We start from the raw sequence: 26337 nt of genomic DNA, 5'->3' as shown, positions 1-26337 counted from the left end.
AGGCCTCCCACGGGTCCCTGGAATTTAATCAACTGTAGGCCAATTCTCGTTCCGGTTCCATTAAGCCAAGAGATTGCGATGTGGAGGCATGGATCTCGCGGAACAAAGCCGGAGAATCTGCCAACGAGACGCCAAATGACGGAATCATTTCTTTGATTTTAGGGTGCCAGGATTTCATTTCTCCAGGAAAACACCTATCCAGTACGTCGAGCATCACGTGAACGGCCGTAGAGGCACCCGGCGATGCACCGAGCAAGGCAGCAATTGATCCATCAGAGGAACTAACTACTTCTGTCCCGAACTGCAATGTTCCCTTGCCGCCTTTTTCAGTGTCTTTAATAACTTGCACTCGTTGCCCTGCCGTTACAATATCCCAATCCTCGCTTTTGGCATTAGGGATAAACTCACGCAATTGTTCCATCCGGTCTTCATTTGACAGCATGAGTTGTTGAACCAAGTACTTAGTCAAAGACATTTCTTTCAGTCCCGCTGCCAACATCGTAACGAGATTGTTCGGTTTAACGGAGTTTATCAGGTCAAAATTGGACCCCGTCTTCAAGAACTTTGGTGAAAAACCAGCAAATGGCCCGAACAGCAATGTTCTTTTATTGTCAATATGTCTGGTATCAAGGTGCGGAACGGACATTGGGGGAGCACCGACTTTCGCTTTACCGTAGACCTTGGCATGGTGCAAATCTGCAACTTCAGGGTTGTTGCAAACCATAAACAGTCCACTGACTGGGAATCCGCCAACGTGTTTCGACTCGGGAATACCAGTCTTCTGCAACAAAGGCAAGCTGCCGCCGCCAGCGCCGATAAACACAAAGTTGGAAGTCACAGACTGAGTTATCCCAGTGTTCATGTCACGTACTTTTACGTCCCACAATCCGTCTGGTGTACGTTTGATGTCTTCTACATTGTGTCTGTACTGCACATTTACGTTCTTGGACTCCAAGTGGCTGAACAGTATTCGTGTCAAAGCCCCAAAGTTCACGTCAGTTCCAGAATCGATTTTTGTGGCTGCTATAGGCTCATCAGAAGTTCGGCCCTCCATCATGAGAGGAATCCATTCTTTTAGCTGTTGCGGGTCGTCAGTAAACTCCATCCCTTGAAACAGAGGGTGCTTTGACAAGACGTTAAAGCGTTTTTTTAAGAACCTCACGTTATCTTCCCCTTGAACGAAACTCATATGAGGAAGTGGCGAGATAAATTCTTCTGGATTATGAATCAGCCCGTTGTCAACCAAGTAAGACCAAAATTGCCTTGAGAGTTGAAACTGTTCATTTACTCGTATGGCTTTACTGATATCCATTGATCCATCAGCATTTTCGGATGTGTAGTTGAGCTCACAAAGCGCGGAATGGCCGGTGCCGGCATTATTCCATTCATTTGAGCTTTCTTCTCCAGCACTGTCAAGTTTCTCAAAAACTTTGATGTTCCAGTCAGGTGCTAACTCCTTCAGCAATGATCCTAAAGTTGCACTCATGATACCTGCTCCAATTAGAATCACATCAGTTTTGTTCTGTGTCCCTTCCATAGCAAACCTTCCTTATCATGTGGATTATGAATAAAGTAGGCACTCCTGCTTCGGCGCTGTTAGAAGCGAGTCTTTCGTCGAAACACACCTTTTGTCTCTCTACTAACCATATCATAGTCTATAGCTACTATTACAGTTTCCACCCCATACTATTATATGGCAAGTGTGAACTAGTAAAAAGAGAGTATGCCGATCTATTGCTTCAACATCTATTTATACCAGTCTTTCGCTCATTTTGGCTTGATCTGAATCAATGAATTTCTAGACAGTCTTGGGGAAATCAAAGTGCAGTTTATATAGAATCCACAAAATTGTCACGTGTTTTCGTCGAGACTGGAGTTATACTTAACATAGGTCATGCGGGGCGAGTGCTAATCTCGTCCTTTTCATTTCGTGGAAACAACGGGTATTTTCTTAATGCTTTCCTTACACTCGGTACGTTACAGCCGACAGCGAAAGCGCGTTCAGTGGTGAATTCAAGGTGGTGAATACTTTTTAATGAATGACGATTTGTCGGCACACACAAGGGTGTATCACGGAATAAACCGTTCCGTCCCGAAATCACTCCAAATTGTATGAAATCTCTATAATTATAAGATAGGCAAACTTGTATCCGCTTACAGTGTGGTTGGTATTGCATATCAGATTTGGAGCACTAATATGGAAGGGGGGGAACGTGTTCTGTGTACACAGTTTGCGGGTAGGTAGTTCCCTTCACAAACGGGGAAACTTGTTCTAGGTCTAACGGCATTAGAACAGGGAATCATATACATCACTTACTGAGGGAGGATTCTATATGTCATTAAAAGAGAAGTTGGCTGAAAAAATTACTCAGCATAGGGAACGTACAACCAGACTTTTGAAGGAGTACGGCAGTGTCAAGATTGATGAGGTTACAATCGCACAGGCAGCCGGCGGGATGAGAGGCATTAAATCGTTGGTAACAGATATTTCTTATCTCGATCCCGATGAGGGCATCAGATTTCGCGGATACACGATTCCCGAGGTGCTGGACAAATTGCCAAAGGTACCGGGCTCTGAAATGCCCTATGTAGAAGGCCATTTCTGGTTGCTTCTCACCGGCGATATTCCGACATTGGAAGAAGCACAGGAGTTGGCCGAAGACCTTAAAGACAGAAGAAACCTCCCTGAGTACGTGAAGGATACCCTAAGGGCTATGCCGAGAGATACCCACCCGATGACCATGTTTGCGGCAGGCATTCTGGCGATGCAGAGAGAATCGAAGTTTGCTGCAGATTACAAAAATGGTAAATACAATAAGGCTACTGGTTGGGAATCAATGTACGAAGATGCATTGGACTTGATGGCGAAGTTACCAACTCTTGGAGCCTATATTTATAGATTGAAATATAAGGACGATACAGTCATTGCCTCTGACCCTTCTTTAGACTTAGGCGGTGATTTTGCCAATATGATGGGAATTGCAACTCCGTATGACGATGTGGCGCGTATGTACTTTATCATCCACTCTGACCACGAGAGCGGAAACGTATCTGCCCACACAGCCCACTTGGTGGCATCCGCGTTGTCTGATGTGTATTACTCGTATTCTGCAGCGATGGGCGGTTTAGCGGGCCCGTTACATGGTCTCGCCAACCAGGAAGTTCTGAAATGGATTCAAGAAACTGTGGAGAAGAACCTGGGAGGAAAAGTTCCAACAAAAGACGAGTTGAAGAGGTTTGTTGAGGAAACACTGTCAAACGGCCAAGTGATTCCTGGGTATGGCCACGCTGTTTTGAGGAGAACGGATCCACGCTACATAGCGCAAAGAGAGTTCGCGTTGAAACATCTCCAAGACGATCCACTGTTTGAAGTCGTCTCTATGCTCTTTGAAGTGGTTCCGCCAGTTTTGTCATCGCTGGGAAAAGTCAAGGACCCGTGGCCCAATGTGGATGCTCATTCCGGTGTTATCCAGTGGCATTACGGGATTGTTGAATATGACTTCTATACGGTACTGTTTGGCATTGGCAGAGCACTGGGAGTATTGTCAAACATCATCTGGGACAGAGCCCTTGGTTATCCCATCGAGCGACCAAAATCTGTCACGACAGACATGCTCGAAAAATGGGCTGGTATTCAGTAATACGGCGTAGACGCAACATGGTTTAACCGTACATCACAGGTAGATAGTAATATGCCATGAGTGGGTTCGAAATACTTACAGGTTGAATTCAGCGGGGATTGTCCCCGCTGAATTTTTAAGTCGGGCCAGCATTTGGTGTTTTCCTTATTTCTGCGGCATTGTAATAATATCTGTAACCACAGAATGTAAGTCAAGTGGCGCGTATTGCACAGGAAGTGCGGCTGTTGGTGTTACATCCAGTTCGAATTTCTCCAACTGTCGTCCATCAACGATATAGGCACCAGCAAGCGGCCTTTGCAGCATACCGTGCGCAAGCAGTCCGGTTACAATCCGGTCTTCAGATTTCAAGCTTTTCCAGGCCTGGGTTCCTTTGTTGCCTCGTTTTTTTCCTGGCAGGCGCTGCGACGGCACAATGCGGTAGTAACCGTGCTGCTCAAACAGGATGACTTGGAACGGGGTATCTTTTCCTACTCTGTATCCTTGCAGCACCGAATCGTTTCGGCTCAGCGATATGACTTTTACGCCAAGCGTGTTTTTGCCGGCAAGCGGGACATCTGGCTGGTCGTATAAACCGACAAATCCTCGTTCTGTAACAGTGATGAACCGTTCATCTTCGTTGGCCGCAAACACGTCTCTCAGTTCGTCCTTGTCCTTTAGTTTTAATGCCCGCACAGCGACAGACCTGTCAGTTTTGTACTCTTTCAAGCTCGTCTTCTTCGCCATTCCTTGCGCAGTGAGAAAGCACAAGGATAATTCTGCTTCAAAGTCTTCTATGGGAAGAATCGCCACAATCTTATCCTCATTCCCGACTGGAAGCACAGTGTGCAGCGGACTGCCTTCGTCTTTCCATTTTCCTTCCGGAACTCTGTAAGCCAGTAGTGAATAGTAGCTGCCGCTTGAAGTAAACAGGAGCAGTGTGTCCGTTGTCTTGGCGGATACGGTGGTTTGGACGCTGTCTCCTAGTTTCAAGTTAATTCCTTCGATTCGCTCGATACCCATGTACGCTCTTTTGCTAAGTCTCTTGATGTAGCCGTTTCTGGTTAATACGACATATACATCTTCTTCAGGAATGGTCATACTGACGTCTACATTGAGTTGTTTGACTTCTTCCTTAATCGGAGACAGGCGTTCATATGTATAGTTTTTTACAAATTCGCTCAGTTCTCTTTCAATGACCTTATCTAGTTTTGTTGCAGATGAAAGAATGCCTTCTAGTTTGCGGATGATTCTTTGCAAGTCTTCCCACTCTTTTTTAAAACTGTCAATTTCCATGTTGGTCAGGCGATACAAACGTAAATCGAGAATTGCATTGGCCTGGATCTCTGTCAGTTCGATACGGCTTATGAGTTGTTCAACTGCGTCTTTTCGGTCTTTGGACCCTCGGATAATAGCAATGACTTCATCGAGACTGTCCAGAGCCTTAATGTAGCCTTCAACAATGTGGAAGCGTTCCTTTGCCTTGTTGAGATCGAACTGGGTACGATTGCGGATGATCTCTCGTTGATGCTCAATATAGGCCGCAACAAATTTCTTCAGGTCCATTTTCTCAGGACTGCCGTTGACGATGGCTGTCATATTCGCGCGGTAGTAGGACATCAAGTCGGTGTTTTTATACAGGTAGGCAACGATGGAATCCATCTGATCTTCCGTCAAGCCCCGCTTTAGTTCGACAACGATACGAGCACCAGTCATTCCGTGTTTGCGGTCTGTTTCGTCCCGGACTTCCACAATTCCCTCAATGTCTCGATTCAGCACAATCTCCTGCAAAGCAACGACAATTTGCTGTTTTACGGCGTTATACGGTAAGTGGGAGAAAACCAGTTGAGGTCCGCCTTTTTTTGGCTGTTCCCGCTCCATTCGAGCCGACATGACAAAGCTGCCCGATCCCGTTGTATAAATGGCACGAATTCCATCGGTATCCATTACTTCACAGCCTGTAGGGAAATCCGGGGCTTTAATAATCTCGATTAATTCTTCATTGGTCACATTTTTGTTCTTGAGATAGACAGTGCAAGCTTCCACAACATCCTTCGGATTGTGGGGTGGAATGTTTGTCGCAAAGCCGCTGGCAATCCCTGATGCGCCGTTAATCAGCAGGTTTGGCAGCCGCGCTGGCAACACAATAGGCTCAGTCGTGGTTTCATCGAAGTTTGGAACCATCCGGACTGTGTCTTTTTTGATGTCTGCCAGGAGTTCCAAAGCGTAGGGCGAGAGCCTGGCTTCTGTATACCTCATTGCGGCGGGGGGGTCCTTGTCGATTGAGCCCCAGTTTCCGTGACCGTCGATTAACGGTTGATTCGTTTTGAACGGCTGCGCCAAATGCACCATGGCTTCATAAATCGACGAGTCGCCGTGGGGGTGGTAGTTCCCCATGACGTCTCCTACCGTCTTTGCAGATTTACGGTAGCCTTTGTCATGCGTGTTGCCTGCGAGATACATCGCATACAAAATGCGGCGTTGCACAGGCTTTAGGCCATCGCGCGCATCAGGGATTGCGCGGTGCTGGATGGTGTATTTGGAGTAGCGTCCAAATCGGTCTCCCAGCAGCTCGGAAATGTCCGTCAAAATCGTTTTTTCGGTATTTGACATCTTGGAAACCCCTCTATTCTTCGTAAGAGTTGAAGTCGACGTGTTCGTACAGCCACTGTTTTCGCAAATCTGATTTGTTGCCCATTAAGGTCGTGATTCTGCGCTCGGCAACACTAGGGTCTGCAACCTCAACCTGAATCAGTGTTCTGGTTTCCGGGCACATAGTGGTTTCCCAGAGTTGCTCGGGGTTCATCTCACCCAGACCTTTGTAGCGCTGCAATTCAAACGCTGTCTTAGTTTGGTTGAGTTCGGCACGCAGCTGGTCCAACTCTTCGTCCGTCCACACATACTGCACTTCTTGTTGCTTCTTCTTGCCTTTTCCCTTGTTATAACTAATTTTATACAGAGGGGGCATGGCGATATACAAGCGCCCGGCTTCAACCAGGTGCCGCATGTACTGATAAAACAGGGTGATGAGGAGGGACTGAATGTGCCCGCCGTCGGGATCGGCGTCGCTCATGATGATAATTTTTCCATAGCGGCACTGTTCCAAATCAAAGGATGCTCCGATGCCGGCTCCGATGGAATCGACAATAGCGGCAATCTCGGCGTTCTTCAGGATTTTGGAAAGGTCGTTCTCTTTTTCCACGTTCAAAGATTTACCGCGCAGGGGCAGTATGCCTTGATGGCGAAAGTCACGGCCCTGTTTTGCTGAACCGCCTGCAGAATCCCCTTCTACGATAAACAGTTCGTTTTTGTCAAAGTCGTTGCTTTGCGGCGGCGTCAACTTCTCTACGAGAACCTTTCTTCTGCCGTTCTTGTCCTTCTTGTTTTTCCCGGTTCGAATGTCTTCAGACGCCTTTTTTGCAGCTTCACGCGCTCTTTTGGAGACCAAAGCCCTTTCAATGACAGTTTCTGCAAAGTCACGGTTCTTGTCGAGATAGGCTCCTAATTGTTCGGAGACAATGCTGCTGACAATATTCTGTACCTCGCGATTCGCCAGTTCGTCCTTTGTTTGCCCGACAAACTCAGGATTTTCAATACTGACCGACAATACAGCGGTCATGCCTTCGCGAATGAGGTCTCCTTCCAGGTTATCCTGATTTTCCTTTAAGAGACCGTTGGTCTTGGCGTAATCGTTAAAGGTACGGGTAAACGCGGTTTTAAAGCCTCGAACATGGGTACCTCCGCTTTTCGTAGGAATACAGTTGACGAAACTCGCAAAAGTCTCGGCATAGCCCTCTGTGTACTGCAGGCCAATTTCAACGCTGACGTTCTGCGCTGTGCCGGAAAAAGACACAGGGTTTTGTAATGGCCTTTTGTCTTCATTCAAAAACACTGCAAACTCGGCAAGACCACCTTCGTAACAGAAGACCTGCGTCTCGTCGTGATTCCGCTCATCGGTCAGTGTAATGGTCAGGCCTGAATTCAAGTACGCCATCATCCGAATGCGCTCTTCAATGATGCCTTTTTGGAAGTGGATGTTGCCGAAGATTTGCGCGTCTGGCAAGAAGCGAATTTTTGTTCCTGACGGGTGCCCCTGTACAGGTGTAATCGTTGGTTCCTGAGGTTCACCAATAATGTCCCGTTCTTTCCCGTCTTTTACAATCGTTTCGCTGATGTATTTTTGAACATATTGCTTTCCATCGCGTACAATCGTGACTTCAAGCCACTTGGATAAAGCGTTGACCGTTGTCAGGCCGACGCCGTGCAGCCCTCCTGACACCTTATATCCGCTGCCTTCTTCCCCAAATTTGCCGCCGCTGTGAAGCACAGTTAACGCAACCTCTATGGTTCGCTTTCCTGTTTCATGCATACCAAAGGGAATGCCTCGTCCGTTGTCGTTGACAGACAGGCTGTTGTCTTCATGAATGATGACATCGATGCGATTGCAGTATCCGGCCAAGGCTTCATCCACTGCATTGTCGATGATTTCCTTGAACAAGTGGTGGAATCCCTGCACACCTGTACCGCCCACATACATTCCTGGGCGCTTTCTAATCGCGGCAAGGCCTTCGAGAACATGAATTGAAGACTCATTGTATGTCGTTGGTGCTTCTATAGACATGTTGTTTCCTCCGTTAAAATGATGGCTTCACATTACGAGTGTAGCCTACGTGTTGTCAACTTTTACATCCGTACACCATATCAGAAGCTGTTGTATCATGTGCGTCTTATACATTCTCCATGAATGGCAGGTGTCCTTGTTTCCGTGTTCTTTTAATGTTCTGAATAAATTATTTCTACCAAACAGTCGGATGAATAGTATAATGAGGTTTGTAAGGGTAACAAGGAGGGAGATATGTGAGCGAGACCGTACGAAGCTATCAGCACTTCGTTGACGGAAAATGGATAGAATCTGATTCCAACAGGCGTTTTGAAAGCGTTTGTCCTGCAGACGGAGAGGTTGTTGCGACTGTTCCAGACGGAACGAAAACGGACGTGGACAGAGCGGTGGCAGCAGCCCGTCAGGCCTTTGACAAAGACGAGTGGTCCAGTCACCTGAATGCACCGGAACGCGCGCGGTTGCTCCGGGCCATTGGGGAAGAAATTCGTAACAACGTAGACACTTTGGCGGAAATGGAGACACTGGACAGCGGCAAACCCATCATTGAAACCTCGGTCATAGATATTCACCTGGCAGCAGATTGCTTTGAGTACTTTGCCGAATTAACAGCAGAACTTGGGGGTCGTCAGGTCGCTCTTCCACAAAATGCGCTTGACTTTACGCTTCGGGAACCTATTGGTGTGATGGCAGCTATTGTACCGTTCAACTTTCCGTTGCTGCTGGCAGCTTTTAAGGTGGCGCCAATGCTCTTGGCTGGCAACACAGTTGTTTTAAAGCCGTCAGAATACACACCGTCGACTGCATTTGAACTAGCTAAGATTGCAGAAGAGGTGGGTGTACCCGCTGGTGTGTTCAATGTCATTAGCGGTTTTGGACCAGAAGTCGGGCAGGCGTTGGCCGAGCATGAAGATGTGGATAAAATCAGTTTTACGGGATCGACCAGGACAGGGAAGAGCGTCATGACATCGGCCGCGAAGAGCTTGACAAAGGTCACTCTCGAGTTGGGAGGAAAGGGTCCCAATATTGTGTTCGCAGACGCAGATTTGGAGCAAGCATTGGACGGTGCCGTCCTTGGGGCGTTTATGAACCAGGGAGAAGTCTGCATTGCGGGCACGCGAATTCTCGTACAGGACAGCATCTACGACGAGTTTGTGGAAGCTTTCGTGAGGCGAGCAAAACGGCTTCCTATCGGCCATCCCATGGACTGGGAGACAAGAGTTGGCAGTCTCGTGCATCGTCAGCAGTTTGATAAGGTTATGCACTTCATTGAATCTGGGAAGAGTCAAGGAGCAAAACTGCTTTGCGGCGGAGAAAAGGTTTCTGTGGAGGGGTGTCCGGACGGTGCATTCGTGGCGCCAACCGTGTTTGCGGACGTGGACAACAGCATGGAAATTGCCCAAGAGGAGATCTTTGGACCTGTGGCAAGTATTATTCGCTTCCATGACGAAGATGAAGCAGTGAAACTGGCAAACGAGTCCTGCTACGGTTTGGCTGGTGCCGTATGGACAGAGAACATAAAACGGGGCTTGCGCATGGCTAGAAAACTGCGTCTCGGTACGGTCTGGATTAATCAGTACAACCGCCTGTGTGTAGAGGCGCCTTTTGGAGGCTACAAGCAGTCTGGAATGGGCCGCGAACTTGGCACAGAAGCTCTTGATGATGTCACCCAGGTGAAAAATGTGTACGTGGAGTTGGAAGACCAAATCATTACGCTGTACGAATAACGTGCCTGCTGGGGGTCGGCAGTTACAGTGCGACAGTACTGAGGCACGAGTGTTAATACTAGAATCGACAGTCGCTAGAACGCCTGATGGAGACGGCGTACCGGAAAGTTACGGGAAGAGGAGGAGACGGGCATGCTGGAATTCTTTCAGTACACCTCGCCAACCCAGATTATTGGAGGAAGTCCAGGCTTTCTGAAGGATGCAAGTCCGGAATTAGAGGCGTTCGCAGGTCTGCGTGCAGGAGTAGTAACAGATACTGTGATTGCGAGACTTGGATTTTTTCAAAGTGTAATAGAAAGTCTGGAGGATGCAGGGATTGTCATTGCTGACATATTCCGCGACGTACCTCAGGACAGTGAACTGAGTGTCGTACAACGAGTTGCTGATGAATTTCAACAGGCCGACGTGAATCTGCTTGTGGCTGTTGGCGGAGGAAGTGTTATCGATACAGCCAAGGCAACCAATATTCTTCTTACGCACACAGGGCAGTTGCATGAGTATCAAGGCGCACAGACTCTGACAGAGCCAGTGCTGCCGCTAGTGGCGGTGCCGACTACTGTGGGAACGGGATCGGAAGTGACAATGGTGTCTGTCATTTCCGATAAAGCGGACGCGCGTAAACTGACCTTCGTCGACAAGGCGTTAGCACCGACCTTGGCGATTCTTGACCCGGCGGCAACTTTTACCTTGCCCGTACGGATGGTCGCTGCGACGGCAATGGATGCATTTACGCACGCGATTGAAGCCTATGTGGACATCGAACACTCCCCTTTTAGCGACGCGATGGCAGTGGCAGCAGGTTCTGCCATTCACCAACATCTGAAGACGGCGCTCCAGAACGAGCAATTTGAGGATGCTCGGGCCGAGTTGCAAATTGCGAGTACGATGGCCGGCATCGCTTTTAATCACAGCATGGTCGGTATTGTCCACGCGCTGGCACATTCGTTAGGCGGCGTCTGTCATGTCCCTCACGGCGAGGCGAACAGCTTAATGCTGGTGGAGGGGCTCATTTGCAACGCAGAAGTGGTACCGGACAGAATCGCTGAGTTTGGGATTCGGACGGGTCTGATTCAGCGGTCTGACGCTTCTGTAGAGGAACTGGCGGGGGCAACAATTGAACGAGTTGCAGGTATGAGGGAGCTGGCGGGTCATCTGGCAGAACTGCCGTTGTCATTAGAATCTGCAGGGGTAAAGGAATCTGACCTTGATTTACTTGTGCAAAGAGCCCAAGAAGACGGCGCGATGGTTTACAACCCCAAGTTTGTGGAACCCGACGAAATCTTGCAGATGTATCAAAAAGTAATGAAGAGGTGATGAATTGTGGGATTGTTTCAGAGTGAGCAGGATGTTTATGATGTGCTAGGTGCATTTTTTCGCGATGCAGCGAAGGACGAAGCAATGGGGCCGGCCATTCAAACGTCTGGACTTGTGATTCAATTTGAGTACTCTGATCCGAATTCAGTCTTAACCATTGATACGACAAAAGCTGAAGCAGGGACCTATTTCGCTGTGATGGAAGGGCCGGTCGACGTCAAGCCGGATGTTCATATGACTATGAAAGCAGATGTGGCGAACCAGTTCTGGCTCGGCAAACTCAATCTCTTGGCAGCCTTGTCACGGCGGCAAATGGTTGCGAAAGGGCCGATACCAAAGATATTGAAACTCTTGCCGGCCATTCAGCCTGCATATGCCAAATACCAGGCGTACGTTGAGGACATCGGCAGGCCTGAGTTGTTGAAGAAATAGCAGTAAGGACCTGGAGCACCAAAGTGAGGCATGACAGCAGCGGGAGTCCGGCACTGGAGCGCAAATAGAGGGTTCGAATGAGCTTATGCTTGCTCTCAATCTCTGTTTGCGCTTCCGGCTCCCATTGCTAATGCAATTCGATATCTCCCTCTGTCTTGGCAAGCAGTTTCGCCTGCTCCAGAAAGTATTCTTGAAATCGTCGTGCAAACGGCGGTAAACGTCTGTCATTTCGCCAGACAATACCGATGTCGCGGCTCAGGGGCGGAACGGTCTCAACAGCCTGCAGACGGTCTAATTCAGTCTCAAGAGAGACTGTCCTCGCTGAAACCAACGAAATCCCGAATCCGGCTTGGACAAATCCGACTACTGCCATGATACTTTTTAGTTCAAACAGTATTTTCGGCTGGAAACCGTTGTCGAGAGCATTGCGGAACAATGCGTCCCGCAATCCGTAGCCAGTCTCCATTGTGATAAATACTTCATTTGCCAAACTCTGAAAGGGCAGCGGACTCTTTAACAAGGGTGTGTCTACAGCTTTAATGACAACCAACGGCTCTCGCCATAAGCGAGCGACAGACAAGGACGGTTCGCTGACTGGCAAATCAACGATGGCCAGGTTCAGGTCTCCGCTCTTGACACTGTGCAGCAACTCTTGTGTACTGCCTTGCATGACACTGATTTCCTCCGTAGCTTCCATGTGCTCAGGATCCATGTTTTCCGCTTGCAAAAATGACCTCAAGATGGCCGGCACATAGTCGTGTGCAAGAGTAGGCAGCACACCAAGACGTAATTGGCGCATTCTGTGGCGGTCCATGTTTAACGCTTCTTGTGTATCCTCAAAGACATGCATGATTTTCAGGGCATGCTGCTTGAGCAAGAGCCCAGTTTGTGTCAATACAACGCCAGTGGGTGTCCTGTGGAATAACGGTTGTCCCGTTTCCCCTTCCAACCCCCGAATAACTTGACTGACGGCTGGCTGGCTGACGTGAAGGACTTGCGCAGCCCGTGTAACGCTTCCGTGATCGGCGACGGCAAGAAAGTATTCCAATTCTCTAATGTCCACGGCTTGGTCCACCTCATCCCCATAACAATTACTTATGCCTAATTATAAAATTACGGTCTTTGAACTTTTATATAAGCCATTTTATCATTACTAACGGGGTGGTTGGAGTGGGACTCATATTAGTGAAATTTATTGTTGGCGGTCTTGTGATTACGGCAGTAACGGCTTTGGCAAATCGTCTCGGAGGGCGCGTCGGCGGTGTCTTATCAGGGTTTCCTGCCATCTTTACAACGGTGTACGTGTTGGAGGCCTGGGGCCATCCTGCAGGAACGGCAGATGCTTTGTTAATCACAATTGTGAGTGCGAGTATTGGTGCAATAGTTGCCAATGGAACAATGATTCTAGCAGCGCCGCGAGCACTCATTCGGATGCGGTTTGGCCTTGCAGTGATTCTGATGCTGAGTATTTGGGCGTTTGCGTCGGGTCTTTCCACCATGATTTTGCCGGGATGAGGAGGAGACAACAGATGAAAGCACTGATGCCTTACCTGATTCGATTTTTTGTCGGGGGCATGACGGTTGCTGGTGTCAGTTTACTTGCAAACGTGTCACCCCGGATTTCCGGATTGCTTGCAGCGTTTCCTGCAGTGTTTCTAACTGCTCTCGTTCTGATTCGTTTTTCTGCCGGACATGGGCAGACGGTTCACTTCGCCCGCGGCGGCATTCACGGAGCAATCGGAACAATGTTAACTGCGGTGGTCACGCTCGCTGGCTTACTTGCTAACCTGCCGTGGTATGCTGCAATTGCAGGAGGACTCATAGCTTACGCGTCCTACGGTCTGTTCATCGTCGCGAAATCACGTGCTTGAGACTTTCACGTGTTGCCAGCGCTGTCTGGGGAGAATTCCAGATTGCCCTTAGCACTGCCTTTCGCACCGTGCCTGGCAGCGGCGTTTGCATGAGAGACAACCAGGACACTGCCCATCTGCAGTTCCGCTTCAATCGGCGATTGTCCGATGGATTCTCCGTCTCCGTGGGCAAGCAGGGGTTTTGATGCATGAACTTGTACGCGCTTCGCCGTAAACATCTTTACAGCAGGATGGCTCGTGTGAGTCCCCGAATAAACCTTTGGAAACACTCGGATGACTTCGAGACGGCTGACATGATGCACGGCGCAAATGTTCAGGTAGCCGTCATCTGGCTGTGCCTGGGGGCAGATTTTCATTCCTCCGCCGTAGGATGGGAAATTACTAATGGCGATCAACCATACTTTGGTTAAATGCAGATGCCGTCCATCTAGTATCAACTCTATATCCGCCGGTTTATAGTGAAACAGTGTCTTTATCAATGCTGCTACGTACGCAAGGCGGCCAAGACCCAAAGCGTTCAGCCATTTTTTATACCAGGAATGGTTTGCGGCGAAGGCCACAGCTCCGTCAAAGCCGACGCCAATGGCAGTCGCATAGGCCTGTTCTCCATGCCGGATAACGTCAACAGGAAAAGGACGACCCGTGAACAATACCTCCAACGCTGCTTTTGGTGTCATGGGAATGTTCAATCCACGGGCTAAATCGTTTCCGGAGCCAGCCGGGATGATGCCTACATGCAGTTTTCTTACCATTAATTCGCGCAACACACTCTGCACTGATCCGTCTCCACCGACAATGACGACAGTTTCTACAGAAGGTTCAAGGCTCCTCACGTGCTGGACGGCTTCCTCAGCGTTTCCTGGATAGGATACCCGGTACTCTGTACGCCGCTGTTCAAGGACTCCCTGAATCTCTCTCCAGGCTTTTTCTCCTCTTCCATTTCCCGCGCTGCGATTGACCAAAAAGTGATACACACATTTCCCCCGCATTCTCTGAGTAACGGAACTATATCTATTTTTGTCAATAAAAACATTCGGGAATCAGTCTGTTAATCCTTCTGCTGTGAAACAAATGTGTTTTTTGATTCTGTCGTTCCTTGGTACACTGGGACTAAAGGAGGAAGTGGACTTGGAGAAATTGGATGTTAGTAAATTCGAGCGGAAAATTATACTGAGAAACATTCAGGAGTCAGATATTGACGACATTATTGCTTTGCAGCAGCTTTGTTTTCCCAACATGGAGCCCTGGAAGCCTGAGCATTTACTCAGTCATTTAGAGATTTTTCCAGAGGGGCAGTTCTGTGTTGAGTATGAGGGGAAATTGGTGGGGTCTGCGTCAAGCCTGATTGTCAACTTTGACGAGTACGACGACCAGCACACTTGGGACGATATTACAGACGGAGGTTATATCACCAACCACGATTCTGACGGCTTTAATTTATATGGCATAGAAGTTCAGGTACATCCGTCCTACCGCAATATGAACATCGGGCAACGCCTGTATGAGGCACGCAAGGAACTGGCTCGACGCCTGAATCTAAAAAGCATCATTATTGGGGGCAGGATGCCGCTGTATTCGCAGCACGCTCAGGAAATGTCGCCGCGGGAGTATGTGGAGCAGGTAGGACGGCATAATTTACACGATCCCGTTTTGACCTTTCAACTTCGCAACGGCTTCACACTGATGCGAATTAATCCAGAGTATCTGCCGGATGACAAAGCTTCAAGACGCTATGCAACCTTGATGGAGTGGAACAACGTTGACTACCGGGCAACGAACCGCCGGCGCTTTCGCACCTCCTTTCCAGTCCGCATCTGTACAATTCAATACGCCATGAAACGGGTGAGCTCCTTTGCAGAGTTTGCTCAACAAGTCGAATACTACGTTGATGTAGCAGCAGACTATGAGTCTGATTTCGCGGTGTTTCCGGAATTACTGACGACACAGCTCATGTCTTGCATTGATGAAAAAAGACCGAGTGAGGCAGTCCGACACTTGGCTCAATTTACCGAGCCATACATTGAACTGTTTGAGGACTTGGCGGTACGCTACAACATCAATATCATTGGCGGCTCGCATTTCGTGGAAGAAGAGAATGAACTCTATAACGTCGCATATCTGTTTCGCAGAGACGGTACGATTGAAAAGCAGTACAAGCTTCATGTAACACCTAATGAACGCAAATGGTGGGGTATCAGCGGCGGAGATGAAGTGAAGGTATTTGATACTGACTGTGGCAAAATTGCCATCCAAATTTGCTATGACGTGCAATTCCCGGAACTGGCTCGGATTGCTACAGATGCGGGTGCCAACATCATTTTTACTCCGTTCTGTACAGATGACAGACAGGGCTATCTGAGGGTGCGTTACTGTTCTCAGGCACGAGCAGTAGAAAACCAGATTTTCACGGTCATTTCCGGAACAGTCGGCAATCTGTCTCAAGTTGAAAACATGGATATTCAGTATGCGCAGTCCGGAATTTTCTCTCCGTCAGACTACACTTTTGCGCGGGACGGAATCGTCGGAGAGTGCAATCCCAACATCGAGACGGTAGTTGTAGGGGATGTAGACCTGGAAATACTCCGGCGGGGGCGTAGAACCGGTACTGTGCGGCCATTACGTGATCGAAGAAGAGAACTGTTTGAAGTTCGCTTAAAACAGCAGGCTACACCTGTTAACAAAAAGCGTTTGTGAATCGTCTGAGTACTTGGACCCTTTGACTAGTCCGGTTTGGGACTTGAGTGGGTACACCCAGTTCTAACAGAACGGTGGTCTTCTGCCATGGATGCCAAAGCAGCGGCAAACCAGCTGTTTCACGAATATAAGACAGAATTATATCGCTATGCGCTCTTCGTGCTGGGAAATCCCGATGATGCTGAAGACGTTATACAGGAAGTCTTTCTGCGCGTGTTGCGTTACTGGGACGGGTTTCGAGAAGATGCGAGCCCTAAGACGTGGTTGTGGCACATACTAAAAAACTGTGTAACAGACAGCATCCGAAAGCGGCAGAGAAACGGGAAGCGTACTGCACAACTGGACGTGAATCTTGTGGACTCCGGTGCGCCTCTCGATTCGATGGTGGAGTGGGAAGAGATTCTCAAAGTCCTTTCGCATAAACAACGACAGGTCGTATACCTTCGTTTGATTGCCGATTATTCGACTTCCCAAGCGGCAGAGTTGCTGGGGTATACGGCGGGGACAGTCAGGGTTGTGCTGCATCGTGCTGTCTCGAAACTGAGAAAGCACGTGCAAGCGGACTGGTTTCGAACAGCGCACAATACCGCATTGTCACATTCAAGCGCGATGACTGGGAAAAGAGATGAACGCTTATGAGGCGAAGCCTGAAGCAAGAGCAACTGCAACAACATCTGAGTGAATGGCAGGAAACAGCGCTCCCGTCTGACAGGGAGGAACGGATACAAAGAGCGCTACAGCAGTTTCAGGAACATTCTGTTCGTGAACATCCTGGCGACGAGGACGATCAACATTACGCACGCGGCGTGCGTGCCGGAGTTCTGCCATGGTTGGTACGCTGGCGCGGTCGATTGCTAGGCGCGGGTATCATGGGAGGAGCGGCTGTACTGTTACTGGTTGTCGCTTTGAAGAGTCCCCATGGACTGCATGCAGTGCAGCACGGTACGGACAGCAGTGCTTCATCTACGGCGTCTGCGCAAACCTCTGAAGCGGTTGCGAAGAGTTCTTCTGGCAGTTCCTCAGGCACCAGGCAATCTGCTGCAGCAAACGCCGGGCGTCAAGCGAGTTCACACACGGGGTCCATAGTCAGCCAACACAGCGCTTCAGGAGGCGCAAAGGAAACGACCGGGATAACATCCAGTAAATGGAAGGTGCCCGACCATATTTCGAAGATACAGGTTCAACTTACATCGGCTTCAAAGGACGGGGGAAGCAACCATTCATCTGGGGTGTCCTCGCGAACCATTACTTCGTCTGCTGTTATTGAAAGGTTGCGTAAGTCAATTAACAGTTCACAGCCAGCATCACCCTCAGAACCAGGTTGTAACGGGACGGGTCAAGCTGCAAATCTGACCTTTGTCACAAGTTCCGGAGAAAAGGTAGCTGTCAAAGTGAACAACTGCGGGTATATCACCTTGCACGGAGTTACCTTAAGCGCCCCTCATCTGTGGCCGCAGCTATCATCTATTCTAAAAAAGTAAACTGAAAGCACTTGTTGTATCTCCTGCTCCTTTTTTTGCCGTGACTTCGCTTTCAACGTGCAGAATGAAAGAGTTCAATTGCTTCGAGGTTAGTTGCGGCTGTACTCCGTCTAAAGTCTTAATCCGGTTCACTGCGCAGGTCTGATGTGGAAACAGCTCGTTACCCATATGCTGGGGTTAGAGGAGCTGATGACGTTGAAAGACAAATCGCATCGAGGTGAACAGGGGGCTTTTGGCAGTTTATCTGCTGCTGACGGCAAGAATGGGCAGACTGAACGAAGTCTGTTTTGGAACAAGAAGTACCTGTTTTTGATGGCCGCGCAGGCTGTCTCAAATCTGGGTGACTGGCTCTACATACTGGCGCTATTTGTGCTAATAGGATTTCGTTGGCATGCAACACCGCTGGTGATTTCCGGGATGATGCTGGCGCTCACAGCCCCGATGGCCGTCCTTGGTCCCTTCACTGGCGTTCTGGCTGACAAATGGAATCGAACAACGCTGATGTTAGTATCCAACTTGGTCATGGCAGGACTTGTGGCCGTGATACCGTGGTTACCCTCAAAATGGATGTTGTTTGGTGTTCTTGTCTTAGTGGGCATTTTTGAATCATTGTTTAATCCTGCGGAAGCGGGCAAATTAAAGGAAATTGTTTCTGATAATCACATGAAGAAAGCTGTATCTATAAATTCCTCGATTACTCAGCTGGCAAAGGTAGTGGGACCTGGATTGAGCGGGGTTATCGTTGCGACCCTTGGTTCTGCGTCGGCCTTTTGGCTCGATTCCCTGTCGTTTATTGTCTCCAGTCTTTTCTTGCCATTCACCGGCTTTCAGTCCCAAACAGACGGATTGCACAATTCCAGCACAGCAAAAAATCAATCTGCGGCAGATGGGATTACCGAAGAAAAACCTCAAGAGGGCGCCGGGAAGCGTTTTGTCGCAGGACTTCAGCATATTCGCCGAGTCCGCATGCTGTTTGCAGGGACACTGATTCTGACCGTTGCCCTGCTTTTAATTCAGTTAACTGACGCGCAAATCGTCACACTTATCCGCTTAGTGCCGGATGCATCATCCGGTCTTCTGGGGCTTATCATGGCACTCTCAGGCGGCGGAGCTTTGTTGGGGGCACTGTTGGTGAACGTCATAAAGTGGAAATCAGCGAGTGGAATCATGGCTGTTGGAGTGCTGGGCTGCGGCGTCGGTTTGGGAGGCTCTGCTCTGCTCGTGGCATTCGCACATGCAACAGGACATATCACTGCTGTTTGGATGGCGACCATCATAGGCACGGCTCTGTTGGTCGGTGTCTGCGCAGCCTTCATATTTGTTCCCTTCCAGACAATGGCACAGCGCAGTACTCCGTCACATCTAACCGGACGCGTGTTTGGAACGATTGGGAGTCTGACGACTGCTGCAGCCCTGGTCGGGCCGGCGCTGGGCGGAGTCATCGTCTCCATTCTGGGTGCCATTGCGGGATTTCTTATTACCAGTGCGACTTTACTAATGCTTGGGGCATCCATATTTGTCACTCGACGTTGGTTGGAGGGGACAGATGCATCGGCAAATTCTTCAATCACTCAGTGAACTTTTTGTACGGATGCCGCGAAAACCGGGCGGATGTCGTGTACGCCAGAGACTCTGTTACGTACCCTTTAGTGTAGCCAACTAAAGAAAGGAGAATGCAACATGTATGGTGCATTTGGTGGTTACACACAGTGGGCGGTTGTATTTCTGATTATCTTTGTGTTGTTCTTCCTATTCGTACCAGCTGGCACAGCGGGAGCCGGTGCGTACTAAAGAAAGTATCTCGTCGTAAAAGATGTTGAATACGGGGGCTGTCCAGTTCGCTGATACAAGCGGAGCGGCGGCCCCTGCTTGTGTAAAATTTTCTCCATCCGGTTTCTGACTCCACTGTTCTGGTTGCTGTCCACACTCCCGAAACACATCCCACGCTGATCGTTCTCGCAATTTCACGTTCCTCTTTACTTTTCTTTTACAATTTCTTAACACAAAATTAAAAAACCATTAACACTAGTGTATTAGGATAAGCTGTTGAGAAGGTATGCGTATCATTGTCGTTTGATTTGCACACTTTGGGTGTAAGATTGGTCTGCTGCTCTAGGAAAACACGGCAGGATGTAGGAGCGGACATGATGGGTGATGGTACGGATCTAAATTCAGCCTCTTGTATGAGGGATGAGGTGTTGTAATGGGGGAAGCCATTTCCGTTTCAAACCTACAGGCATGGTATGGCTCACAGTTGACGCTAAAGAGCATTGATATGGAACTTCGCGCCAACGAAGTAACAGCCATTATCGGACCCTCGGGTTGCGGGAAATCGACGTTTATCCGCTGTCTGAACAGGATGCACGAAACGGTGCCCAATGCGCGGGCAGAGGGAGCAATAAGACTTGGAGACAAAGACCTGTTCGATATGGATCCCGTTGACGTACGCCGCCTAATTGGCATGGTGTTTCAAAAGGCAAATCCATTTCCTACCTTATCTATTTTCGACAACATTGCTTTGGGAATGAAGCTTGGCGGTATCCGCAATAAGCGCGAACTTTCGGACAGAGTGCAGCAGAGCCTTCAAATGGCTGCGCTGTGGGATGAAGTCAAAGACCGCATGGACAAACCGGCAACTGCACTTTCCGGAGGTCAGCAGCAGCGTTTGTGTATCGCTCGCGCCTTGGCTGTTGAACCGGAAGTGTTACTGATGGATGAGCCTGCATCAGCGCTTGACCCGATTTCCACGCTCCGTGTAGAAGAACTGGTACAGCAGTTAAAAGGGTCTTATACAATCGTGATTGTTACACATAACATGCAGCAAGCGGCTCGAATTGCGGACCGCACTGCGTTCTTTTTAAATGGAGAACTCGTTGAGATGGATGATACGACACAAATCTTTACAGCTCCGTCAGACAAGCGTACTGAAGATTATATTACGGGGCGCTTTGGCTAGAAATTGCATGAGCTTCAACTTTTTCATAAATACTGGGCAAAATAAGGAAGACTATGCATAATTGTATGTTACAAGCCGGAGTAAAGAGGAGATGATGTCGTACATGGACAACAGACAAGCTTTTGACTTAGCGTTGCGTCAGTTGCGAACAAAGCTGTTGCAAATGGGTGAGATGGTGGCAGGCGCCATACAGCAAGCGGTACAGGCGCTAGAGGACGCCAATCTCGATGCTGCAGCAGAAGTGCGGGACAACGACAAGAACGTGAACCACATGGAACACGAGATTGAGGACCTCTGTATCCGGTTGATTGCTACCCAGCAGCCAGTGGCCACCGATCTCAGGAAGATTGTCGCAGGGATGCGGATTGCGTCCGACCTCGAACGTATCGGCGACTTGGCAGTGGACGTTGCCAAAACTGTCATTCGTCTGGACGGCGAAAAACCGGTGGAGACCATGCCTGAAATCAAGAAAATGGCCGCTGTTACGGACTCTATGATAACGGATGCGTTAAATGCATACGTGGAGAACCGTACAGATTTGGCACGCAAGCTTGCAGATGAGGACGATAAGGTTGACAAAACATATCGTCAGATTGTGGAAAACTTGTTCCTTGCCAGCGGCCAACAGCCCGAAGCGGTCCCCTATGCAATGTATGTCGCGTTCATTGGGCGATATTTAGAACGGGTTGGCGATCACGCTACAAACATTGGCGAGAGTGTTATTTACATCGTATCCGGTGACAGGTCTGATTTGAACTAATCATTAGAATGATTGATACGGCTGCTGCCTTTTTTGAAACTGAACATGCAGCAGATTGCTGTCTTTAGTCTTTGTCGCGGCTGACATGCCCCAGTGCCTGATGTTCGCTGCTGTGAGTTAGTGCCATCAAATGGATTCGACAAGAGTCTACGAATCTTTACAAACTCTTAACGTAGTCTTAAGAGCAAGTTCACATTCGCCTGATATTCTCAGTGCCGTAGGAAACATTATTGAATGGTGCTTGTTGAAACTAAGAGGGGCAAAGGAGAATGTGTGATGGCAAAAATGACAAAATTGACAACAGCAGCATCTGCAGCCGCCATTTTAGTCGCAGTTGCAGGTTGTGGCACAGCAAATAACACGTCCGGCGGGAATACAAGCAGCGGCAACGGCGCGCAATCAAGCGGTGGAAGCCAGAAGGTCACTTTGGCTGAAACGGGTTCGTCACTGCTGTATCCGCTGTTTAACGGTCAGTGGATTGATGCATATAAGTCAGTTGATTCCAATGTAACATTGACAGCAGGGTCTACCGGCAGCGGAAACGGTATTTCTCAGTCACTGGCAGGAACCGTTCAAATTGGTGCGTCTGACGCGTATCTGTCTAAGGCAGTGATGCAGCAGCATTCAGGTATGTTGAACATTCCGATGGCCATATCTGCACAGCAGATTATGTATAACATTCCAGGTCTGAACAAGAAGCACCTTCACCTTTCCGGCAATGTGATTGGCCAGGTTTACGAAGGGAAAATCAAGTACTGGGACAACTCGGCTATCAAAGCCTTGAACCCTGGTGTCAGCCTTCCGCACAAACAAATCGTACCGGTTCGTCGTTCTGACGGAAGTGGAGATACATTCTTGTTCACGCAGTTCTTGTCGAAGACAAATACTGCATGGGGCAATCAGGTTCACTATGGCACCACCGTATCCTGGCCGAAGGTATCAGCCGAAGTTGGCGCAAAAGGGAACGAGGGTGTTGTGACCGACCTAGCCAACGACAAGTACAGCATCGGCTATGTGGGTATCAGCTGGTTGGATAAGGCCACCCAAAAAGGTGTCGGCTATGCAGCACTGAAGAACAAGTCCGGAAACTTTGTTCTGCCGAACAGCACGAACATCAAGGCGGCGGCTGCAAACCTGCCGAGTGTGCCTGCAGACGAGCGCGTGTCCTTGATTGAGATGCCAGGGAAGAATTCTTACCCCATCATCAACTTTGAGTACGCCATTGTAAAGTCCCAGCAGAAAGACGCTGCGACGGCAAAAGCACTGAAGAAATTCTTGGACTGGGCGATTAGCCCCACCGGAGGAAACCAGGCGAAGTACTTGAATCCTGTGCACTTCCGTCCGTTGCCTTCGAACATTGAGCCGAAGAGCAAAGCTCAAATTGCGAAGATTAAAGGCTAATCCCTGGTATTAACCCTAGGAGCTGATTTAAGGTCATGCGGCAAGTAAGTTCAAAAACGAAAGTTGCCGACAAGATCTTCACAGTGGCTACTGGCATTTGTGCCGGTAGCCCACTTGTGTTTCTTGTCACAATTGCTGCGATTGTTGTCTTGGAGTCGATTCCGAGTATTCGTTTTATGGGTTGGCATTTTCTCACGCAGATTCAATGGAATTTCGGGAACATGTACGGTGCAATGGAAAAAGTTCACGGAGTGATGGCACCATCGGGTGCTTCCTACGGTGGACTTGTTTTTATTGTTGGCACATTGGCCACCTCCGTTATTGCCATTGCCATTGCCGTCCCAATCTCGATTTTTACGGCAGTCATTTTGGCTTATCAAGTTCGCGGTCGTCTTCGCTTAGCTCTTTCCATCCTTGTTGAACTGCTGGCCGGTATTCCAAGTGTCATTTTCGGGCTGTGGGGTATCGTCGTTCTTGCGCCGTGGATGTCCCATCGCTTTGGCCCCTTCCTCGCACATCTGGGCACGGTCATTCCCTATCTCAAGGGTCCCGTAGGAACCGGCATGGGCTTACTGACCAGCGGCATTGTGTTGGCTTTGATGATTACTCCCATTATTACGGCTACAACTCGGGATTTATTACAGCAAGTCCCTATTCTTTACCGAGAAGGCGGATTAGGGATTGGGATGACTACCTGGGAAGTGGTGCGTCTCATTTCAATTCCGTACGTGAAGGATGGCCTAGTCGGTGCAATTGCACTTGGTTGGGGTAGAGCGATGGGGGAAACCATGGCGGTACTGATGGTAAGCGGGAGCGCAATGAATTTTCTCCCGAAGAACATTTACAGTCCGATTTCCACTATGGCTGCAACCATAGCTGACCAACTTGACAGCGCTTTGACAGATGCAACGCATATGGCGGTTCACGCACTGTCTGAGCTCGCCCTGGTGCTGATGGTGTTGACGCTGCTTACCAATCTACTGGCCCGGTGGCTGGTCACTCGGACCGGACAAAAGCGGCGCGCGGGGGTGAAGGCATGAGAACTTCTCGACGAACGAGCCGTAAGTTCCGTTCCTACATGGGCTGGACACTGGCTTGGATTGCGACGGGGCTCGTACTCTTTGGACTCATTGATATGATTGGAACCATTATCGTAAAGGGCGTTATGTCTTTCCGCTGGGACATGCTGACTACTGTCACGCACGGCTATGGCGGAGGGCTTCAAAATGCAATTCTGGGGACCTTGGAACTCGTTGTAATTTCCACAGTGATTGCAGCGCCCCTAGGTGTGTTGGGAGGCGTCTACGTCTCTGAATTTGCCCATCACCGAGTGGCCGGAGTCATACGCTTTCTGACTGAGGTTTTGTCAGGCGTCCCGTCGATTGTCATCGGGTACTTTGGCTACCTGTTAATGGTTATGCGCTGGGGTTGGGGATTCTCCCCCCTTGCAGCAGGCATTGCTTTAACGATTATAATGTTACCGTATATCCTCCGTACCACAGAATCGAGTCTCACACAGGTTCCTCTGCCCCAACGTGAAGCCGCATGGGCGCTTGGGATGACACGCTTTCAGGCAGTGTCGAAAGTAACGTGGCGGCCTGCGGCAAGCGGTATTCTGACAGGTCTCTTGCTGGCTGTTGCCATCGGGATGGGAGAGACTGCCCCGCTCATTTATACTGCAGGGTGGTCGTCTCTAAATCCGAATTTCCATTTGTTGCACAGTCAGGTCGGTTATCTGACATACGTGATTTGGACATATATCGACATGCCCTACTCACAGTCACATGCTTTGGCGTACAGTGCAGCTTTCATACTGGTTGTGATTATACTTATTATTCAAATCGTATTGCGCCTGTGGATTAATCGCAGGGAGTTGTCCAGGGACTGAGTCTTGGCGGCCGGCTGTGCTATGAACGGGCTGGTTTTTGGTTACATGAGCTTGCAGACTATTCGTGCGCTAGTATCCTAATTCCTTCGCACTCGTGGCACAGCCGGCCGCTGACTCCCTTGCTCAGGCTTCCACTGCCAACTTGACGGCCATTCGTGACAACTGCCGCCCTGCATCAAGTGAGTGCGCGAACAATTTCCTCCAAGTGCATACCGCGTGATGCTTTAACAAGCACTGCGGAGTGCGGCGGGAGTATCCGGTCGAGTTCTTCGAGAAGTGCTTTGGTGTCAGAGAATTCGTGTACGGCCGTCTTACCCATTTTGCGGACCCCCTCGGCAATCCAACGGGACATTTGTCCGACTGTAATCACGTGCTGTATCCCCATTTGGGCAGCTAAGGCTCCGGTCTGTCTGTGCCCTTCCTCGGCAAATGTGCCCAACTCATACATATCGCCCAAAATTGCCGCTGCAGGCATGTTCTTCTGTCCGGCCACCTGTTGAAGCACGTGCAGACTTGCACTCATCGAACTTGGACTGGCGTTGTAGCAGTCGTCAATAATGATGCGGTCGTCTTTACCTGGTACCTGGTGAAGCCTCCCTGAGACTGACGAAACCTGTTGCAGCGCTTCGGCCATCTTTTGCAGCTGTAATCCGTTCACAGCACCCGCCAAGAGCGCCGAGAGTGCATTCAGGACATTGTGCTGACCCAGTGTCGGAAGCGTCACTTTAGCCGAACTTCCAAGCACATGAGCTGTAAACATAGTAGAATTACCTGCAATGGACACGTTCTCGGCCCACGCATCGCAATCTTCACTCATCCCGAACCATACAATCTGAGCTGAAGTCTTATGAGCGAGTTTCCTCAGCCAAGGGTCGTCACTGAGCAGAACCGCATAACCGTCTTCGGGGAGTGATTCTAACAGTTCTGTTTTGGCCAGGGCAATCTGCTCTTGGCTGCCCAGGAGTTCGAGGTGGCTGTGGCCAATGTTGGTGATAATTCCCGTGGTCGGTTTCGCAATCGTGCTCAGTTCTTCTATTTCACCTCTTGCTCTCATTCCCATCTCCACGACAATTGAGGTGTGAGAAGCATCGTGTCGCAAGAGTGTGAGCGGCAAGCCGAGTTCGTTGTTTTGGTTTTGTTTTGTGGCAAGACATGGACCAAGTGTTGCGAAGACGGATTTCAGCATCTCCTTTGTTGTGGTCTTCCCGTTGCTCCCTGTAACGGCAACCACTGGACCGGTGCAGTGATCTCGTTCGTAAACGGCCAGTTTTTGTATTGCAGCAAGGGCATCGTCGCTCTTAATCGTGGCTATGTTGGCCGGTGTTTCAGGAGCGTTATCTTTGCCCACTAGCACGGCTGTCGCCCCGTTTTGAACAGCCTGTGAGATGTAGTCGTGTCCGTCAACGTGTTGGCCTTCAAACGCAACGAACATAAAACCTGGCTGAATTTCGCGACTGTCTATGGTGAGTCCTTTAATTTGAGCATTTGCCGGTCCCGACAGCAGTTGGCCGCCGATGATGCGTGCCGCTGTTTCGGCAGTAAGGGTCAACATGTAAACACTCCTGTCCCATATCAGGT

21 protein-coding genes are annotated in these 26337 nt (G+C 49.4%); 15 read left to right on the top strand and 6 right to left on the bottom strand.

What is annotated here, in order from left to right; all coding sequences use genetic code 11:
- Positions 1–28: 28 nt before the first annotated feature.
- On the bottom strand, positions 29–1537 hold the full coding sequence (locus tag GI364_RS20020) for a malate:quinone oxidoreductase (protein ID WP_198850955.1): 1509 nt from the start codon (positions 1535–1537) through the stop codon (positions 29–31).
- 796 nt (positions 1538–2333) lie between these two features.
- Here GI364_RS20020 and GI364_RS20015 point away from each other — a divergent pair.
- Positions 2334–3641, top strand: coding sequence for a citrate (Si)-synthase (locus GI364_RS20015; protein WP_198850954.1), 1308 nt, complete (start codon positions 2334–2336; stop codon positions 3639–3641).
- Positions 3642–3785: 144 nt separating this feature from the next.
- Here the strand turns inward: GI364_RS20015 and GI364_RS20010 are convergent, their stop codons facing one another.
- Positions 3786–6230, bottom strand: coding sequence for a DNA gyrase/topoisomerase IV subunit A (locus GI364_RS20010; RefSeq protein WP_198850953.1), 2445 nt, complete (start codon positions 6228–6230; stop codon positions 3786–3788).
- 13 nt (positions 6231–6243) lie between these two features.
- Positions 6244–8238 (bottom strand): DNA gyrase/topoisomerase IV subunit B, encoded by a 1995-nt coding sequence (locus GI364_RS20005; protein ID WP_198850952.1) that lies wholly within the window; start codon positions 8236–8238, stop codon positions 6244–6246.
- Between the two features lie 236 nt (positions 8239–8474).
- Here GI364_RS20005 and GI364_RS20000 point away from each other — a divergent pair, with 236 nt between their 5' ends.
- The 3 genes from GI364_RS20000 to GI364_RS19990 all read left to right on the top strand — a co-directional run bounded on the left by GI364_RS20000 (position 8475) and on the right by GI364_RS19990 (position 11708).
- The gene (locus tag GI364_RS20000) at positions 8475–9962 is read left to right on the top strand and encodes an aldehyde dehydrogenase family protein (protein ID WP_198850951.1); all 1488 of its coding nucleotides are present in this window, start codon (positions 8475–8477) and stop codon (positions 9960–9962) included.
- Positions 9963–10094: 132 nt separating this feature from the next.
- Positions 10095–11276, top strand: coding sequence for an iron-containing alcohol dehydrogenase (locus GI364_RS19995; protein ID WP_198850950.1), 1182 nt, complete (start codon positions 10095–10097; stop codon positions 11274–11276).
- A gap of 6 nt (positions 11277–11282) precedes the next feature.
- A complete protein-coding gene (locus GI364_RS19990) occupies positions 11283–11708 on the top strand; it encodes an SCP2 sterol-binding domain-containing protein (protein WP_198850949.1) in 426 nt (141 codons plus the stop codon).
- Between the two features lie 127 nt (positions 11709–11835).
- Here GI364_RS19990 and GI364_RS19985 read toward each other — a convergent pair whose 3' ends face one another.
- Complete coding sequence (locus GI364_RS19985) at positions 11836–12771, bottom strand: LysR family transcriptional regulator (protein ID WP_198850948.1); 936 nt, start codon at positions 12769–12771, stop codon at positions 11836–11838.
- 107 nt (positions 12772–12878) lie between these two features.
- On the opposite strand from GI364_RS19985, the gene GI364_RS19980 reads away from it, so the two are divergent.
- Together GI364_RS19980 and GI364_RS19975 are read left to right on the top strand one after the other, a co-directional pair.
- Complete coding sequence (locus tag GI364_RS19980) at positions 12879–13223, top strand: DUF3147 family protein (protein ID WP_198850947.1); 345 nt, start codon at positions 12879–12881, stop codon at positions 13221–13223.
- A gap of 14 nt (positions 13224–13237) precedes the next feature.
- Positions 13238–13579 carry a DUF3147 family protein gene (locus tag GI364_RS19975; protein ID WP_198850946.1) on the top strand — a complete coding sequence of 114 codons (342 nt, stop codon included), beginning with the start codon at positions 13238–13240 and terminating at the stop codon, positions 13577–13579.
- A 5-nt stretch (positions 13580–13584) separates the two neighbouring features.
- Here GI364_RS19975 and GI364_RS19970 read toward each other — a convergent pair whose 3' ends face one another.
- Positions 13585–14553 (bottom strand): diacylglycerol/lipid kinase family protein, encoded by a 969-nt coding sequence (locus tag GI364_RS19970; RefSeq protein WP_198850945.1) that lies wholly within the window; start codon positions 14551–14553, stop codon positions 13585–13587.
- 154 nt (positions 14554–14707) lie between these two features.
- Here GI364_RS19970 and GI364_RS19965 point away from each other — a divergent pair, with 154 nt between their 5' ends.
- The 9 genes from GI364_RS19965 to pstA all read left to right on the top strand — a co-directional run bounded on the left by GI364_RS19965 (position 14708) and on the right by pstA (position 24759).
- Entirely contained in the window at positions 14708–16273 is a 1566-nt protein-coding gene (locus GI364_RS19965; protein ID WP_233095889.1) for a bifunctional GNAT family N-acetyltransferase/carbon-nitrogen hydrolase family protein, read from the top strand.
- Positions 16274–16360: 87 nt separating this feature from the next.
- Positions 16361–16912 (top strand): RNA polymerase sigma factor, encoded by a 552-nt coding sequence (locus GI364_RS19960; RefSeq protein WP_198850943.1) that lies wholly within the window; start codon positions 16361–16363, stop codon positions 16910–16912.
- A complete protein-coding gene (locus GI364_RS19955; RefSeq protein WP_198850942.1) occupies positions 16909–17754 on the top strand; it encodes a hypothetical protein in 846 nt (281 codons plus the stop codon). Before GI364_RS19960 ends, GI364_RS19955 begins: the two co-directional genes overlap by 4 nt.
- Before the next feature lie 195 nt (positions 17755–17949).
- Complete coding sequence (locus GI364_RS19950) at positions 17950–19332, top strand: MFS transporter (protein WP_198850941.1); 1383 nt, start codon at positions 17950–17952, stop codon at positions 19330–19332.
- A 625-nt stretch (positions 19333–19957) separates the two neighbouring features.
- Positions 19958–20710, top strand: a complete 753-nt coding sequence (gene pstB, locus GI364_RS19945) for a phosphate ABC transporter ATP-binding protein PstB (protein WP_198850940.1) — start codon at positions 19958–19960, stop codon at positions 20708–20710.
- Positions 20711–20813: 103 nt separating this feature from the next.
- Entirely contained in the window at positions 20814–21470 is a 657-nt protein-coding gene (gene phoU, locus GI364_RS19940) for a phosphate signaling complex protein PhoU (protein ID WP_198850939.1), read from the top strand.
- Positions 21471–21746: 276 nt separating this feature from the next.
- Complete coding sequence (gene pstS / locus GI364_RS19935; RefSeq protein WP_198850661.1) at positions 21747–22871, top strand: phosphate ABC transporter substrate-binding protein PstS; 1125 nt, start codon at positions 21747–21749, stop codon at positions 22869–22871.
- A gap of 35 nt (positions 22872–22906) precedes the next feature.
- Entirely contained in the window at positions 22907–23911 is a 1005-nt protein-coding gene (pstC, locus tag GI364_RS19930; protein ID WP_198850938.1) for a phosphate ABC transporter permease subunit PstC, read from the top strand.
- Complete coding sequence (gene pstA / locus GI364_RS19925; RefSeq protein WP_198850937.1) at positions 23908–24759, top strand: phosphate ABC transporter permease PstA; 852 nt, start codon at positions 23908–23910, stop codon at positions 24757–24759. The genes pstC and pstA overlap by 4 nt, the downstream gene beginning before the upstream one ends.
- 175 nt (positions 24760–24934) lie before the next feature.
- Here pstA and murF read toward each other — a convergent pair whose 3' ends face one another.
- Positions 24935–26311, bottom strand: coding sequence for a UDP-N-acetylmuramoyl-tripeptide--D-alanyl-D-alanine ligase (gene murF, locus GI364_RS19920; protein ID WP_198850936.1), 1377 nt, complete (start codon positions 26309–26311; stop codon positions 24935–24937).
- Positions 26312–26337 lie beyond the last annotated feature (26 nt).

This window comes from Alicyclobacillus sp. SO9, from assembly GCF_016406125.1.
GTDB lineage: Bacteria > Bacillota > Bacilli > Alicyclobacillales > Alicyclobacillaceae > SO9.
The sequence above is the reverse complement of the archived record's forward strand: the minus strand, read 5'-3'. Positions and strand labels throughout refer to the sequence as shown.